Below are 14,356 nucleotides of genomic sequence, written 5' to 3' on the forward strand. Positions count from 1 at the left end.
GTTACTGAACGTCGGTGATTTCGGGCTGCGCGGCGCGCGGCGCGAACATGGCCAGCTGATCGGCGCAAAGCTCCGAGAGGGTGATCTCGCTGAGCGCGCCGCGCACGGCCGTATTGATCTTCTGCCAGCTGGTGCGGACCCCGCACAGCGACTCGATGCCGCACTCGCTGGGGCCTTCGGTCAGGCATTCGGTCAGCGCAATCGGTCCATCCACGGCGCCGACGATGTCGGCAACGGAGATGGCGAGGGGCGCGCGGGCCAAGGTGTAACCGCCCGACTGGCCGCGATGGGAGGTGAGAAGGCCGCCGCGCGACATGACGCCGAGCAGCTTGCTCACGGTCGGCATGGGGATGTGAGTCTCGGCCGCGAGGCTGCCCGCGTTGTGGATGCGGTCGGGATGACGCGACCACTCATGGCCCAGATGGGTCATCAGCAGTACCGCGTAGTCGGCCAGCCGCGTCAGGCGGATCATCGCACCGGGTCCTCATTCGCCACAGAGATACTGGACTGTTTCGGTCCAGTATGCCTCAGATGGGGCACGAGGCCCCGAGAGTCAACGGCGTTTGACTAAATCGGAGCGATCTTGTCAAGAATTGGCTCGATGGGTGAGCCAGTTGAGAGTCAGTCGCGCTGCGGTCCCATGTCCACATCGCGGTAATCGGCCTGCGGGCGCTGGAACTTGCTGTCGTCGACCACGCCGATCCGGGCGCTTTCCAGTTCGACGTTGCCCTGCATCATCTCGTTGTTCATGCGCATGTAGCGCATCACCTGCTGGTCGTCGACGCACAGGGTGGTACCGGCGGGCTCGGCCATGCGCCAGACCGTGCAGGGCGTGCCGTCGAACGTGTCGGTGCCGCTCTTCTGGCCGCCGAGCGAGGTGGTGATCTTCTCGAACAGCTCCTGACTGTTCTTTGCCTCGGGCGCCATCCCGGCTTGCGGGTTGGGCGACCGGCTCGCCTCGCTTGTGCCGTTGTCGTAGGTGTAGACCCATTGCGGGTCGGTGAAGGTCAGCACGTCGATGGACTGCTCGCCCTCGTTGCCCGGCACGCTCGCCTGATAGTGCTGCACCGTCTGGCGGCCGTAATCCTTGATGTAGATGGTCTGGGTGCCGGTCTGCGCGCCGCTGACCGCATAGCTCAGCGTCGCCTTCTCGAAGGGATAGAGCTTCACCGGCTCGGCGGCGCGCGCGTTGCCGGCGTGAAGGGCGGCGGCGGTTGCCAATATGGCCATGACCATTTTCATCGATTCGCTCTCCCCGGACGCGGTGTGACTGTGTCACTTTGATATGGGCGTACACCGGCCTCGCCGCTACCTTTGCCGCGAACCAGGATCCGATCATGCCTCATTTCCGCACGCTGAATAACCAGACACCCATCGTCATCGGCCATCGCGGCGCGAGCGGGTACTTCCCCGAGCACACGGCGCGTGCCTATCGGGCGGCGATCGAGATGGGGGCGCATGCCATCGAGCCGGATCTGGTGGTGACCGCCGATGGCCATCTTGTCGTGCGCCACGACCGGTATCTGGGCAAGTCGACCGACATCGCCGATTTTCCCGAGTTCAAATCCCGCCGGGTGGTGAAGCCGGGCTTGGCCGAGGCGGACTGGTACATCGAAGACTTCACCCTGGCCGAGATCAGGACGCTCAAGGCCCGACAGCCGTTTCCGGGCCGCTCACGCGCTTACGACCGCCGGTACCCTATCCTCACCTTCGACGAGCTGCTGGAGATCATGCGCGAGGGCGAGGCGAAGCGCGGCGAGAGCATCGGCTTTCATCCGGAGGTCAAGCACCCGGACTACTTCCTGTCCATCGGCCTCGACATCATCCCGCCGCTGCTGAAATCGCTTGGAGACTATGGGTACGAGGCGTCCCATGGCGATGGGCGCTCGCTGTTCATCCAGTCGTTCGACCTGGACTTTCACCGCCGCATCAAGCCGTTGACGGACATCAGCCTGACGCAGCTTCTCGAGGATCATGGCGGCGTGCCCCACGTAGCGCTCGAGACCGCGGCGGAATTCGCGGCAGCCATCGGGCCGCAGAAGTCGCTTCTCATGAACGCGGCGCGGCAATCGACGGGCATGATCGAGCGCGCCCATGCCCTCAACCTGCTCGTCCATCCGTGGACGTTCCGCGACGATGCCGTGGGGCCGGGGTTCGGCGACGTGCGAGAGGAACTGAACGCCTATCTGATGCTGGGCGTCGACGGCGTGTTCGCGGACTTCCCGGACACCGCGCTCGATGTGGTCGGGCGCCATATCTCCATGGCCTGAACCCGGCGTCGACCGACGCCTTTCTTAATATCGCCGTCGCCATCCGCAACAAATCCGTCACGGTGCCTTAGCCGAAACGTCGCCGTTGGCGGTGTACCACGCCGGCATGCGCTTGTTCGCGGCACTCCTGTTCCTGCTTGGCGCGGCCGGCATCGCCGCCGCCGCGATCGCTCCGTCGGCGCCGGCCTTCCTCGTCATCGCCCATCGCGGCGCCAGCGGCGTGTTGCCGGAGCACACGCTGGAAGCCTATCGCCGCGCCATCGATCAGGGCGCGGATTTCGTCGAGCCGGATCTGGTGCCGACCCGTGACGGGCATCTGGTCGCCCGCCACGAGCGGCAGCTCGGGCGCACGACCGACGTGTCGCTACGGCCAGAATTCGCCGCACGCCGGGTGGTCAAGCCGGGCGCGGCGGCGCCCGACTGGTACGTGGAGGATTTCACGTTGGCCGAAATCAAGACGTTGCGGGCCCGCCAGCCGGAGCCGGGCCGACCGGATCGTTACGATGACCGGTTCGGCATCGCCACGTTCGAGGACATTCTGGTTCTGGTGCGTGAGCGCTCGGTGGCGCTCGACCGTCCGGTCGGGGTCTGGGCCGAACTCAAGCATCCTGCTCTGTTCGCCGGCATGGGGCTCGATGTCACCGCGCCGCTGCTGCGCGGTTTCGCCCGCCATGGCTTCGGCACGCGCCAGCGCCCGGCCGTGATCCAGTCCTTCGATGCTGACGTCCTGCGGCAGCTGAACGACCGAACCTCGATCCCGCTGATCGTCCTGTTGTCCGAACCCGCATCGTCGCTGGACGATGTCGCGGGCTTCGCCGCCGGTATCGGCGCGGCGAAACACCTGTTGATCGATCCCGTCAGCGGCCGCGCCACGCCATTTCTCCGCCGGGCGCAGGCGCTGGGGCTGAAAGTGGTACCCTGGACATTTCGCGATGACGCGCCGGGTCAGGGCTTCGCCTCGGCGGAAGCGGAGATGCAGGCCTATCTCAAGCTCGGTGTCGATGGCGTGATCACCGATTTTCCCGACACCGCGATCGCGCTGCGCCCTCTCCACTGAAAGCACATGCACCCATGCCTTTTCCGCTGCATCCGGTCGCCCGGGCGTGCTAGCGTTTCGCCCCGAATGATCCGGTTGAACCGGACGGCCATAACAATGGATGTTGCCCGGCTATCGCGCCGGCGCGGGATGATCGAGAGGAACGGGACATGGATTTCAACGATACGCCGGAAGAAGCCGCATTCCGCGCCAAGGCGCGCGCCTGGCTGGAAAGCAACGTGCCCGCCGACTGGCGCGAGCGCGCCGCGAAGGGCAGCATCCAGGATGTCTGCAAGGAATGGCAGCGCATCAAGTACGATGCGGGCTGGGCCTGTCTGAACTGGCCGAAGGAGTATGGCGGGCAGGGCTTCACGCCCATGCAGTCGGTGATCTGGTCGCAGGAAGAAAACAAGATCGCGCCGCCGTCCGCCGCCATGCTGGTCGTCGGTCTGGGCATGACCGGTCCCATGCTGATGGTGCACGGCACCGAGGAACAGAAGAAGCAGCACCTGCCGCCGATGGCGCGCGCCGACGTGATCTGGTGCCAGCTGTTCTCGGAACCGGCCGGCGGCTCGGATCTGGCGGCGCTGCGCACCCGCGCGGTGAAGGATGGCGATGAATGGGTCGTCAACGGCCAGAAGATCTGGTCGTCGGGCGCGCACCAGTCCGACTGGGCGATCCTGGTCACCCGGACGGATCCGACCGTGCCCAAGCACAAGGGCCTGACCTTCTTCATCGTCGACATGAAGACGCCCGGCATCGAGCCGCGGCCGATCAAGCAGATCTCCGGCGCCGCGCATTTCAACGAGGTCTATCTCACCGATGTGCGCATTCCCGATTCGAACCGGATCAGCGGCGTGGGCAATGGCTGGAACGTGGCCATGACCATCCTGATGAACGAGCGTCTGGCGGTCGGCTCGACGGGCGGCGCGGGTGGCATCGGCGCCAGCTGGGAGTCCCTGTTCGAGATGGCCCGCACGCTGGAGGGCGAGGACGGCCCGGTGATCCAGGACGCGGCGGTGCGCGAGCGTCTGGCCGACTGGTACGTGCGCGAGGCGGGCATTCGCAACGTCAACGCGCGCACCATCTCGGCCCTGTCGCGCGGCGACACGCCCGGTCCGGAAGCCTCCATTTCCAAGATGGTGATCGGCCCCCAGAAGCAGAACATGGCGTCCTTCGCCATGGACCTGCAGGACATGGCCGGCGGCATCATGGACCCGAAGATCGCCCCGCTTCACGCGGCGTTCCAGCAGTCGTTGCTCGGCTCGCCCGCGGGCCGCATCGCCGGCGGCACCGACGAGATCATGCGCAACATCATCGCCGAGCGCGTCCTCGGCATGCCGGGCGATATCCGCGTCGACAAGGATCTGCCGTTCAACGAGATTCCGACCGGCGGCAAGGCTGCCTGAGCGGGATCTTCCCCGATCAGCGAGTCGGCCCGTCATAAACGGCGCTTGACTCGAACCAGCCTTCGCGGCTGTGTGTCGCCAAGTCAACGGGCCCTTCGGGGCCCGTTTCCACGCGCGGAGTTTGCCGACAGGCACGGATGCAGCTATATGCGGCAGGCGACGCGAATGAATGGGATTGAAGACGTGAGCACAACGGCGACGGCGAACAGCGGCGAGACAGGTCTTTCGCCCGTTCAGTTGACCCACCTCCAGCGGCTGGAGGCGGAGTCGATCCATATTTTCCGCGAGGTGGTGGCCGAGGCGGAAAATCCGGTCATGCTCTATTCTGTGGGCAAGGATTCGGCGGTGATGCTGCATCTGGCGCGCAAGGCGTTCTATCCGTCGCCGCCGCCGTTTCCCATGCTGCACGTCGACACGACGTGGAAGTTCAAGGCCATGTACGAGATGCGCGACCGCATGGCCGTGGAGAGCGGGATGAACCTGCTGGTGCATCAGAATCCCGAGGCCAAGGAACGGGGCATCAACCCGTTCGACCATGGAGCGCTGCACACCGACATGTGGAAGACCGAGGGCCTGAAGCAGGCGCTCGACAAGTACGGTTTCGACGCGGCCTTCGGCGGCGCGCGCCGCGACGAGGAAAAGAGCCGGGCCAAGGAGCGCGTGTTCTCGTTCCGCTCGGCCAATCACCGCTGGGACCCGAAGAACCAGCGGCCCGAGTTGTGGAAGCTGTACAACGCGCGCAAGGCCAAGGGCGAGAGCATCCGCGTCTTCCCGATCTCCAACTGGACCGAGCTGGACATCTGGCAGTACATCCATCTGGAAGGCATTCCCATCGTGCCGCTGTACTTCTCGGCCATGCGGCCGACGGTCGAGCGCGACGGACTGATCCTGATGGTCGATGACGAACGCTTCCCGCTGCGTCCAGGCGAGGAGCCGGTGATGCGGCCGATCCGCTTCCGCACCCTGGGCTGCTATCCGCTGACCGGCGCCGTGGTCAGCGAGGCCGCGACCCTGCCGGAAGTGATCCAGGAAATGCTGCTGACCACCACGTCCGAGCGCCAGGGGCGCGCCATCGATCATGACCAGGCGGCCAGCATGGAGAAGAAGAAGCAGGAGGGCTATTTCTGATGGCCACGACCATGCCCGACACGGACAACGCCAGCAGCTACAAGGCGCACGACCTCATCGCCGAGGACATCGACGCCTACCTCGTGCAGCACCAGCACAAGAGCCTGCTGCGCTTCATCACCTGCGGCAGCGTCGACGACGGCAAATCCACGCTGATCGGCCGCCTGCTGTACGATTCCAAGATGATCTTCGAGGATCAGCTCGCCGCGCTGGAAGCCGACAGCAAGCGTGTCGGCACGCAGGGGCAGGAAATCGATTTCGCGCTGCTGGTCGACGGCCTCGCCGCCGAGCGCGAGCAGGGCATCACCATCGACGTGGCCTACCGCTTCTTCGCCACCGACCGGCGCAAGTTCATCGTCGCCGACACACCCGGCCACGAGCAGTACACGCGCAACATGGTCACCGGCGCCTCGACCGCCGATCTGGCCGTGATCCTGATCGATGCGCGCAAGGGCGTGCTCACCCAGACGCGCCGGCATTCCTATCTGGTGAAGCTGATCGGCATCCGCCACGTGGTGCTGGCCATCAACAAGATGGATCTGGTGAACTACGATCAGGCGGCGTTCGACCGCATCGTCGCCGATTATCGCGCCTTCGCCGACAGCATCGGCATCGACACCTTCCTGGCGATCCCGATCTCGGGCCTGCGCGGCGACAACATCACGGTCAAGAGCGACGCGACGCCCTGGTATGCCGGCCCGCCGCTGCTCGAGCATATCGAAACGGTCGAAATCGGCTCCGACTCGGCGAGCACCGGGCCGTTCCGGCTGCCGGTGCAGTGGGTCAACCGCCCCAACCTGGATTTCCGCGGCTTCTCCGGCATGATCGCCGGCGGCACGGTGGCGCCGGGTGATGCCGTGCGCGTCCTGCCGTCGGGCCGCACGTCGACCGTCGCCCGTATCGTCACGCTGGACGGCGACCTGCCGCAGGCGGTGACCGGCCAGTCGGTGACCATCACGCTCGCCGACGAAATCGACTGCTCGCGCGGCGATGTCCTCGCGGCGGCGAGCGCGCCGCCGGAAGTGGCCGACCAGTTCGAGACCACGATCATCTGGATGGCGGATGACGAGATGCTGCCCGGCCGGCCTTACTGGCTCAAGCTGGGCACGCAGACCGTGACCGCGACGGTCCAGCCGCCGAAGTACCAGGTGAACGTCAACACCATGGAGCATCTGGCGGCCAAGACGCTGGGCCTCAACGCCATCGGCGTCGCCAATTTGTCGACCGACCGGCCGCTGGTGTTCGAGCCGTATGAGCGCTCGAAGGATCTGGGCGGCTTCATCCTGATCGACAAGATCAGCAACGCGACGGTCGCGGCGGGACTGATCCATTTCTCGCTGCGCCGCGCCGCCAACGTTCACTGGCAGGCCATCGACATCGACCGCGCCGCCCATGCCGGCCAGAAGGGTCAGCAGCCGCGCGTGCTCTGGTTCACCGGCCTGTCGGGCTCGGGCAAGTCGACCATCGCCAATCTCGTCGAGAAGCGTCTGTTCGCGTTGGGCAAGCACTCGTTCCTGCTCGACGGCGACAATGTGCGCCACGGCCTGAACAAGGATCTGGGCTTTACCGATGCCGACCGGGTCGAGAACGTGCGCCGGGTGGGCGAGGTGGCGAAGCTGATGACCGATGCGGGCCTGATCGTGCTCGCCGCCTTCATCAGTCCGTTCCGGGCCGAGCGCGACATGGTTCGCGCCATGCTGCCGGAGGGCGAGTTCATCGAAATCTTCGTCGACACGCCGCTCGCCGAAGCCGAGAAGCGGGATGTGAAGGGGCTCTACAAGAAGGCCCGTGCCGGCGAGCTGAAGAACTTCACCGGCATCGACAGCCCGTACGAGCCGCCGCTCAATCCGGAAGTCACCGTCAACACCCTGGAGATGACGCCGGATCAGGCCGCCGAGCACATCGTGGCGCGCATTCTCTGGGGCCGCTCGGAAATGCCGGACGAGGCAGATCCCGACTGGTTCAAGGGCCGGGGCATCTAGCCTGGCGCGGCCGTGTGGGCTATCCCCATAAGGCGCGGTCCGCCGGGTGCATGACGCCGCGTTCGTAGCGGATGCCGTGCTCCCGGTCGCGGGCCAGCAGCAGCGGGCCGTCGAGGTCGATCCATGACGCGTCCTGGGCGACCAGCGCGGCGGGGGCCATGGCCAGCGACGTGCCCAGCATGCAGCCGACCATCAGCTTCAGGCCGCGCTCGCGTGCCGCGTCGGCGGTCGCCAGCGCCTCGGTCAGGCCGCCGGCCTTGTCGAGCTTGATGTTGACGGCCTGATACTTGCCGACCAGATCGTCCAGGCTGGCGCGGTCGTGCAGGCTCTCGTCCGCGCACAGCGGCACCGGGCTGTCGAATCCCCGTAATGCCTCATCCTGGCCGGCCGGCAGCGGCTGCTCGATCAGGTCGACGCGCAATACGGCGAAGCGGGGCGCGAGGAAGGCCAGGCTCTCGATGGTCAGCGCCTCGTTGGCGTCGACGATCAGCCGAGCGCCCTGAGCGGCCGCGCTGACCGCGCGGATGCGGGTCAGGTCGTGCTCGTCGCCGGCCAGCTTGATCTTCAGCAGCGGCCGGTCGGCGACCGCCTCCGCGGCCTCCAGCACCTTCTCGGGCGTGTCGATGCTCAGCGTATAGGCGGTGACGAGCGGGCGCGGCTCGCGCCGGCCGGCCAGTTGCCATGCCGGCGTGCCCGTTGTCCTGGCTTCCAGATCCCACAGGGCGCAATCGAGCGCGTTGCGCGCCGCGCCATGGGGCAGCAGCGTCTGTGCCTCGTGGCGGCCGATCCCCGCCAGCACCGCGCCGCGCACGCTCTCGAGCTGGGCGGAGACGCTGGCCGCGCTTTCGCCATAGCGGACGTTCGGGCCGCACTCGCCGCGCCCAATGAAACCATCCCGCTCGATCTCGACGACGACCACGTCGGTTGCCGTGGCCGAGCGGCGCGAGATACGGAAGATGCCGGCGACCGGCCATTGTTCGCTGCGGACAGAGTAATTCATTCGGGGGACTGGCATGGCTGGAGGAGACGGGACATTATACGGCAACCATAAACGGGAGAACCTGGGATGTCACAAGAAGCCACCGCCGCGACCGTCGCGGATGCCGAAGTCCTGCTCGACGTGCGCGATCATATCGCCACCATCACGCTGAACGCGCCGCAGCGCATGAACACCATTTCCGGCCCCATGCTCGACCTGCTGGCCAAGACGCTGGTCGAGGTGGACGCGAATCCGGATGTGCGCGTCGTCATCCTTACCGGCGCGGGCCGGGCGTTCTGCGCGGGTCTCGACCTGGGCGGCGCCAAGCAGGGCTCCACCGGCATGTCGGGCGCCTCAAGCTCGACCACCATTGGCCTGCGCGACACGCCGCCGACGGTGCTGCACAACATGGACACGCCGGTGATCTGCGCCCTGAATGGCGGCGCCGCCGGCTATGGCATGGATCTGGCCATGGGCTGCGACATCCGCATCATGGGCGAAGGCGGCAAGCTGGCCGCGGCGTTCACCAAGCGCGGCCTGCTGCCCGAATCCGGCGGGACCTGGATCCTGCCGCGTCTGCTGGGCTGGGCCAAGGCGGCCGAACTTGTGTTCACCGGCCGGACGCTTGGCGGCGCCGATTGTCTTGAACTGGGTCTCGTCAACAAGGTGGTCGCCGACGCCGAGGTGCAGGACGCCGCCCGTGCGATGGCCGAGGAAATCGCCGCCAACGCACCGCTGGCCGTCCGGGCGGCCAAGCGCATGATGCGCATGGGCCTGAAGGAGCCCTTCGACGAGCACGTCCACCACGTCTTCCTGCAGCTGTTGCCGCTGCTGAAGACCGAGGATTTCGGCGAAGGCATCCGCGCCTTCATGGAAAAGCGGACGCCGAACTTCACGGGGAAGTAACGCCTCACACACACCATGGTGTCACCCCCGCCTTGAGCGGGGGCCTATGTCGATGCCGGCTCAGACGTCGGGAGACTTGTACTGACGTCAGAGACAACGTCAGGCAAGTGTCCGACGCGAAGACGGGTCCCCGCTCAAGGCGGGGATGACACTCTTTTGTAGGATTGAAATCAGGCCGTGTAGGCCAGCTTCAGTCCCGGCCTCGGCCAGTCGATGGCGATGAGCTGGCCCAGACCGGACAGAGTGACGTAGGCGGTCTTCATGTCCGGTCCGCCGAAGGCGACGTTGGTGGCGAGGAAGTCGGTGTTGATCGGCGTGTGCTCGATGGTCTGGCCATCGGGCGTGATGCGGGTCAGGCCGCCCTTCACCGGGGTGGCGATGACGATGGAGCCGTCTTCCTCGATGGCCAGCGAGTCCCAGTAGGTATTGCCGCCTGGGCTGGCGACGGTGCGGCCCTGGAACAGGCCGGGCACCTTGGCGATCTCGCCTTCGCCGACGATGTCGAATGCCAAAAGGTGCGCACTCATGGATTCAGCGGCGTAGACCGTCTTGCCGTCGGGCGACAGGCCGCAGCCATTGGGCGTCAGCAGGCCGAAGACGGCCTCCTTGACCAGCGAGCCGTCCGCCCGGCCGTAGTAGAGGCCGCCGCGATCCTGCTCGCGCGCCCGCCCCTGTCCCAGATCCGTGAACCAGAAGCCGCCATTGCGGTCGAACATCAGATCGTTGGGGCCGGTCAGCTTGTGGCCGTTCACCGTATCGTAGAGGCGCGTCACCTTGCCGGTCTTCAGATCGACCCGGTCGATGGAGCCGCCCTTGTAGTCGCTGGCCTGATGGCCGGGCAGCACCATGCCGCTGGGCAGGGTATGGAACTCGAAGCCGCCATTATTGGTGACGTAGCAGGCGCCGTCCGGTCCGATGGCCGCGCCGTTTGGGCCGCCCGGCACGTCGGCCACCACCTCGACCGTGCCGTCCGGCCAGCATTTGGCCAGGGCCTGGCCCTGGATCTCGGTGACCAGCACGCTGCCGTCGTTCATCACGATGGGGCCTTCGGGGAAGCGCAGGCCTTCCGCGATGACGCGGTAGTTCACGGCGGGAACCACCGTCGTCGGCGGGGTGTAGACCGGCGTGGCCTTGACGGCATCGTACAGGCTTGCCGGGGCGGGCGTCCGCTTCTCCCGGCTCATTCGGCGGCCTGCGGCAGTTCGTCGGCGCAAGCCGGATCGTCGGCGCTGACCTGAACCAGTTCGAGATAGGAGTCGTGGAAATAGACGAAGGAGACATCGCCGCCATCCGGGAAGGCGACGCGTGAGGCCGCCAGTGTCCGTGTCTTGTCGGGCGCGCCCAGGCGGTAGTGGGAATAGCCGGCTTCGAGGAAGATGTCGTCGGTCCAGCGCGGCTCCACGCGCTGGCCCTGCCTGGGCGTCAGCAGACCGATGGTGATGCCGGGCAGCATCCGGCGCAGGCAGAGCCCGTCGGCCTGGCCATGGAAGTCGACGCGTCCGATCTCCCGCATGCCGAACTGGTCGGCGAAACCGGCGGCGGTGCGCTCGAGTTCGGCGGGGTCGGTCCAGACATAGATAGTGTGATTTTCGGCCCGCGTCGGCTGTGTCGGACCAAGTTCGATCATCTGCCCGTTGGGCCCGCGCAGCAGGATCCAGTCGCTGGCGCCGTCGAGGAAGGCGGCCTCGCCCTTGGCACCGGACAGCACGGTGACCAGGTTTTCGTCGCGCCAGGATTCGAACAGGCCGCGCGGCTCGCGGTCGGTCATGCGAAAGACGGTGTCGCCGACGCGCGGCGCGTCCGTCGCCGGCCGTTCGACGGCGCGGTACGAGGTGAAGGCGTCGAATTCGATGTAGTCCACATCGGCCTGATTGCCGCGGTGCCAGATGTACTGCCGACCGATGCCTTCATACATGTTCTGGATCAGCGGCTTGAAGCCCATGATCTCGAGCAGCCGCAAGGTGGCGGCCAGATCTCCGGTCTTCGGCACGTCCTTCTGGACGGCGCCGGCCGGCGGCGCGACCTCGATGATGGTCGTCCCGTAATGGGCGATGGATGGCGATCCCATGGTTAAGTCTTCCCCGTTTCTGTCCCCGCTGAATATCCTAGCAGAGGATTTACCGATGCCATAGCATCACCAGCATCGGTGACTGTACGGGGAGGCGCGGTCAGATGAGCATCATCCAGACCCATCACGGCATCCATTGCTCGGACATCCACGCGACCAAGCGGGTGCTGCGGACGCTGGGGTTCACGAGCCATCAGCCCAACGCGCCCGAGCCGCTGGTGATCCGCAACGTGAAGGAGGACTGGGTCGGCCAAGTCACCGCGCCGGTGCTGGGCGACGAGTATCATACCCATTACGTGGAAAATCCCGACATTCCGCATCAGATCGACCTGATCCAGATCATGCCGGAGGCGATGACGCCGCGGCTGTGGAACGAACCGGTGCAGGGCGATCTGGTCATCGCCATTCCGGTCGAGGATCCGTGGGCCTCCTACCGGGCCATGCAGGCCGCCGATCCGGACTGGCGCTATTCGGAGCCGTTCGAGGTGCCGGAGGAAAACGGTATCCGCTTCGTCTGGCGCGATGGCCAGCACACCATCCTCACCCGCAACACGGCGCCCTTCGCCATCGTCCACTACAGCAGCCGTGACTGGCCGACCGTGCGCGCCTTCTTCGAGGAGGTGCTGGACGTGCCGGTGAGCGCCCTGCCGGCCCGGCCCGACGGCGTCGAGCGCTTCCGTCTCGACAGCGGTATCGGCGGCCGGATCGACGTGGAGGTACGGCCCACGACGCCGCGGCTGGATTTCCGGGCGTGGGGCAAGCACTACCCGGCGGCCAATCATTTCCGGTTGCTGGAGCGAGACGTGCCGGTGATCGAGGCGCGGATCCGGGAGACCGGACGCGGCGGCTTTGTCATTCCGCCGGTCAACGGTTTCGTCTTCATCCATGGCCCCGTCTCCGAGACCATCGAGCTGTTTCATCTGGGCATGGCCGATGGCCAGGCACGGGAGGCGGCGGCGTAGCGCCGCTCCCGCCGGTCGCGGCCGTTCAGAGCCCGCCGGTCACCGAGATGATCTCGCCGGTCACCCAGGCGGCGGCGGGCGAGGCCAGATAAACCGCGGCGCCGCAGATGTCCTCCTCCTTGCCCATGCGCTTCATGGGGATGTTGATCATCTCCACCAGTCCCGGAAGCTGTTCTTCGGTCAGCTTCAGCGCTTCCATGAACACTTCGGTCGGGATCGGGCCCGGCGCGACGGCGTTGACGCGAATCTTCGGCGCCAGTTCGCTGGCCATGGTCTTGGTCAGATTGTTGACGCCGGCCTTGGCCGCGGCATAGGGGCCGTTGTTCGGCGATGCCTTGGCGGCGGCGATGGACGAGATGTTGACGATCGACGAGCCTTCGCCCATGCGCTTTGCGGCGGCGACCGACCCGGCCCAGACCGCCTTGAGGTTCAGGCCCAGCTGATAGTCCCACTGATATTCGGGCAGGTCGATGAAGTGGCGCATGGTGCGGTCGTCGGCGCCGCCCGCATTGTTCACCCAGATGGTCAGCTTGCCCATCTGGCGGACGGTTTCCTCGGCCAGGTTGTCGATGGCCGCCATGTCCATCATGTCGGTGGTGACGGCGGCGGCCCTGCGGCCCAGCGCGCGAATTTCCTCGGCGACGCCCTCGATCTCGTGGGTGCGGCGCGCGGCCACCACCACGTCGGCGCCGGCTTCGGCCATGGCGAGCGCGATGGCGCGGCCGATGCCGCGGCCCGCGCCGGTGACGACCGCCACCTGACCGTCCAGGCGGAATTGATCCATGATGCTCATCTGTCTCTCCCGTTTCTCGATGATGATTAAAGGCCGCCGGCGACGGTCAGTACCTGACCGGTCACCCAAGCGGCGGCGGGCGAGGCGAGGAAGATGGCGGCGGCGCCGATGTCCTCTTCCCGGCCCAGGCGCTGCATGGGAATCTTCAGCTGCGCGGCATAGGCCGGGATGGTCTCGTCGGTCAGGCCGACGGCTTCCAGGTAGACCTCGGTCGGGATGTGTCCGGGCGCGATGGCGTTGACGCGGATGTCCGGCGCCAGTTCCTTCGACAGGGTGGAGGTGAGGCTGTTCACCGCCGCTTTCGCGGCGCAGTACGGACCGCTGGTCGCCACGCCGGTGAAGGAATAGAGCGACGAGATGTTGATGATGGTGCTGCCCGGCTTCATCCGCTTGGAGGCGGCGACCCCGCCGGACCAGACCGCCTTCAAGTTCAGGTCGATCTGGCTGTCCCACGCCACTTCCGGCGTGTCCTGCAGGGTGCGCAGGGTGCGGTCCTCGAGGCCGCCGGCATTGTTGACCCAGATGGTCAGCTTGCCGAGCTGGCGGACGGTCTCGTCGGCGAGCCGTTCGACTTGCGCGATATCCATCACGTCGGTGGTGATCGCGGCGGCCTTGCGGCCCCGGGCACGGATTTCGTCGGCCACGGCCTCGATCTCGTGGGTGCGGCGCGCGGCGACGGCGACATCGGCGCCCGCATCGGCGAAGGCCAGGGCGATGGCCCGGCCGATGCCGCGTCCGCCGCCGGTGACGACCGCGACGTGCCCGTCCAGCCGGAACTGGTCCAGTATGGTCATGATGATTCCCCTGTTTCCGCCTTGGCGGC

The 14,356-nt window shown here is 66.5% G+C and carries 14 protein-coding genes; 7 read left to right on the forward strand and 7 right to left on the reverse strand.

Annotated elements, in window-relative coordinates; all coding sequences use genetic code 11:
- Position 1: 1 nt before the first annotated feature.
- Together WJU17_RS14065 and WJU17_RS14070 are read right to left on the reverse strand one after the other, a co-directional pair.
- Entirely contained in the window at positions 2-472 is a 471-nt protein-coding gene (locus WJU17_RS14065) for an SUF system Fe-S cluster assembly regulator (protein ID WP_346328030.1), read from the reverse strand.
- 149 nt (positions 473-621) lie between these two features.
- On the reverse strand, positions 622-1,230 hold the full coding sequence (locus WJU17_RS14070) for a hypothetical protein (protein WP_346328031.1): 609 nt from the start codon (positions 1,228-1,230) through the stop codon (positions 622-624).
- A gap of 107 nt (positions 1,231-1,337) precedes the next feature.
- Here WJU17_RS14070 and WJU17_RS14075 point away from each other — a divergent pair, with 107 nt between their 5' ends.
- The 5 genes from WJU17_RS14075 to cysN all read left to right on the forward strand — a co-directional run bounded on the left by WJU17_RS14075 (position 1,338) and on the right by cysN (position 7,825).
- Positions 1,338-2,270 (forward strand): glycerophosphodiester phosphodiesterase family protein, encoded by a 933-nt coding sequence (locus WJU17_RS14075; protein WP_346328032.1) that lies wholly within the window; start codon positions 1,338-1,340, stop codon positions 2,268-2,270.
- Positions 2,271-2,361: 91 nt separating this feature from the next.
- Positions 2,362-3,327 (forward strand): glycerophosphodiester phosphodiesterase family protein, encoded by a 966-nt coding sequence (locus WJU17_RS14080; RefSeq protein WP_346328958.1) that lies wholly within the window; start codon positions 2,362-2,364, stop codon positions 3,325-3,327.
- Positions 3,328-3,476: 149 nt separating this feature from the next.
- Positions 3,477-4,715 carry an acyl-CoA dehydrogenase family protein gene (locus WJU17_RS14085; RefSeq protein WP_346328033.1) on the forward strand — a complete coding sequence of 413 codons (1,239 nt, stop codon included), beginning with the start codon at positions 3,477-3,479 and terminating at the stop codon, positions 4,713-4,715.
- Between the two features lie 183 nt (positions 4,716-4,898).
- Entirely contained in the window at positions 4,899-5,843 is a 945-nt protein-coding gene (cysD, locus tag WJU17_RS14090) for a sulfate adenylyltransferase subunit CysD (protein WP_346328034.1), read from the forward strand.
- Positions 5,843-7,825: a sulfate adenylyltransferase subunit CysN gene (cysN, locus tag WJU17_RS14095; RefSeq protein WP_346328035.1), complete on the forward strand. Its 1,983-nt coding sequence runs from the start codon at positions 5,843-5,845 to the stop codon at positions 7,823-7,825. Before cysD ends, cysN begins: the two co-directional genes overlap by 1 nt.
- 19 nt (positions 7,826-7,844) lie before the next feature.
- Here the strand turns inward: cysN and dgcA are convergent, their stop codons facing one another.
- Positions 7,845-8,825, reverse strand: a complete 981-nt coding sequence (gene dgcA, locus WJU17_RS14100) for an N-acetyl-D-Glu racemase DgcA (RefSeq protein WP_346328036.1) — start codon at positions 8,823-8,825, stop codon at positions 7,845-7,847.
- Positions 8,826-8,891: 66 nt separating this feature from the next.
- On the opposite strand from dgcA, the gene WJU17_RS14105 reads away from it, so the two are divergent.
- Positions 8,892-9,710: an enoyl-CoA hydratase/isomerase family protein gene (locus tag WJU17_RS14105; RefSeq protein ID WP_346328037.1), complete on the forward strand. Its 819-nt coding sequence runs from the start codon at positions 8,892-8,894 to the stop codon at positions 9,708-9,710.
- A 170-nt stretch (positions 9,711-9,880) separates the two neighbouring features.
- Here WJU17_RS14105 and WJU17_RS14110 read toward each other — a convergent pair whose 3' ends face one another.
- Both WJU17_RS14110 and WJU17_RS14115 read right to left on the reverse strand, forming a co-directional pair.
- The gene (locus WJU17_RS14110) at positions 9,881-10,894 is read right to left on the reverse strand and encodes an SMP-30/gluconolactonase/LRE family protein (protein ID WP_346328038.1); all 1,014 of its coding nucleotides are present in this window, start codon (positions 10,892-10,894) and stop codon (positions 9,881-9,883) included.
- A complete protein-coding gene (locus WJU17_RS14115) occupies positions 10,891-11,778 on the reverse strand; it encodes a hypothetical protein (RefSeq protein ID WP_346328039.1) in 888 nt (295 codons plus the stop codon). Before WJU17_RS14115 ends, WJU17_RS14110 begins: the two co-directional genes overlap by 4 nt.
- A 104-nt stretch (positions 11,779-11,882) precedes the next feature.
- On the opposite strand from WJU17_RS14115, the gene WJU17_RS14120 reads away from it, so the two are divergent.
- The gene (locus WJU17_RS14120; RefSeq protein WP_346328040.1) at positions 11,883-12,740 is read left to right on the forward strand and encodes a hypothetical protein; all 858 of its coding nucleotides are present in this window, start codon (positions 11,883-11,885) and stop codon (positions 12,738-12,740) included.
- A gap of 25 nt (positions 12,741-12,765) precedes the next feature.
- On the opposite strand, the gene WJU17_RS14125 is transcribed toward WJU17_RS14120, so the two are convergent.
- Together WJU17_RS14125 and WJU17_RS14130 are read right to left on the reverse strand one after the other, a co-directional pair.
- Positions 12,766-13,533, reverse strand: a complete 768-nt coding sequence (locus WJU17_RS14125) for an SDR family oxidoreductase (protein WP_346328041.1) — start codon at positions 13,531-13,533, stop codon at positions 12,766-12,768.
- A 26-nt stretch (positions 13,534-13,559) separates the two neighbouring features.
- Positions 13,560-14,327 carry an SDR family oxidoreductase gene (locus WJU17_RS14130; RefSeq protein WP_346328042.1) on the reverse strand — a complete coding sequence of 256 codons (768 nt, stop codon included), beginning with the start codon at positions 14,325-14,327 and terminating at the stop codon, positions 13,560-13,562.
- Between the last annotated feature and the right edge of the window lie 29 nt (positions 14,328-14,356).

It is taken from the genome of Iodidimonas sp. SYSU 1G8 (assembly GCF_039655775.1).
Taxonomy (GTDB): Bacteria; Pseudomonadota; Alphaproteobacteria; order SMXS01; family SMXS01; genus RI-34.

Bases quoted from the DNA above. Each gene is read 5' to 3' on its own strand.
- dgcA (WP_346328036.1), bottom strand. From the start codon at position 8,825: ATGAATTACTCTGTCCGCAGCGAACAATGGCCGGTCGCCGGCATCTTC.
- WJU17_RS14110 (WP_346328038.1), bottom strand. From the start codon at position 10,894: ATGAGCCGGGAGAAGCGGACGCCCGCCCCGGCAAGCCTGTACGATGCC.
- WJU17_RS14085 (WP_346328033.1), top strand. From the start codon at position 3,477: ATGGATTTCAACGATACGCCGGAAGAAGCCGCATTCCGCGCCAAGGCG.
- WJU17_RS14130 (WP_346328042.1), bottom strand. From the start codon at position 14,327: ATGACCATACTGGACCAGTTCCGGCTGGACGGGCACGTCGCGGTCGTC.
- WJU17_RS14115 (WP_346328039.1), bottom strand. From the start codon at position 11,778: ATGGGATCGCCATCCATCGCCCATTACGGGACGACCATCATCGAGGTC.
- WJU17_RS14075 (WP_346328032.1), top strand. From the start codon at position 1,338: ATGCCTCATTTCCGCACGCTGAATAACCAGACACCCATCGTCATCGGC.
- WJU17_RS14105 (WP_346328037.1), top strand. From the start codon at position 8,892: ATGTCACAAGAAGCCACCGCCGCGACCGTCGCGGATGCCGAAGTCCTG.
- WJU17_RS14120 (WP_346328040.1), top strand. From the start codon at position 11,883: ATGAGCATCATCCAGACCCATCACGGCATCCATTGCTCGGACATCCAC.
- WJU17_RS14125 (WP_346328041.1), bottom strand. From the start codon at position 13,533: ATGAGCATCATGGATCAATTCCGCCTGGACGGTCAGGTGGCGGTCGTC.
- WJU17_RS14070 (WP_346328031.1), bottom strand. From the start codon at position 1,230: ATGGCCATATTGGCAACCGCCGCCGCCCTTCACGCCGGCAACGCGCGC.
- cysN (WP_346328035.1), top strand. From the start codon at position 5,843: ATGGCCACGACCATGCCCGACACGGACAACGCCAGCAGCTACAAGGCG.
- WJU17_RS14065 (WP_346328030.1), bottom strand. From the start codon at position 472: ATGATCCGCCTGACGCGGCTGGCCGACTACGCGGTACTGCTGATGACC.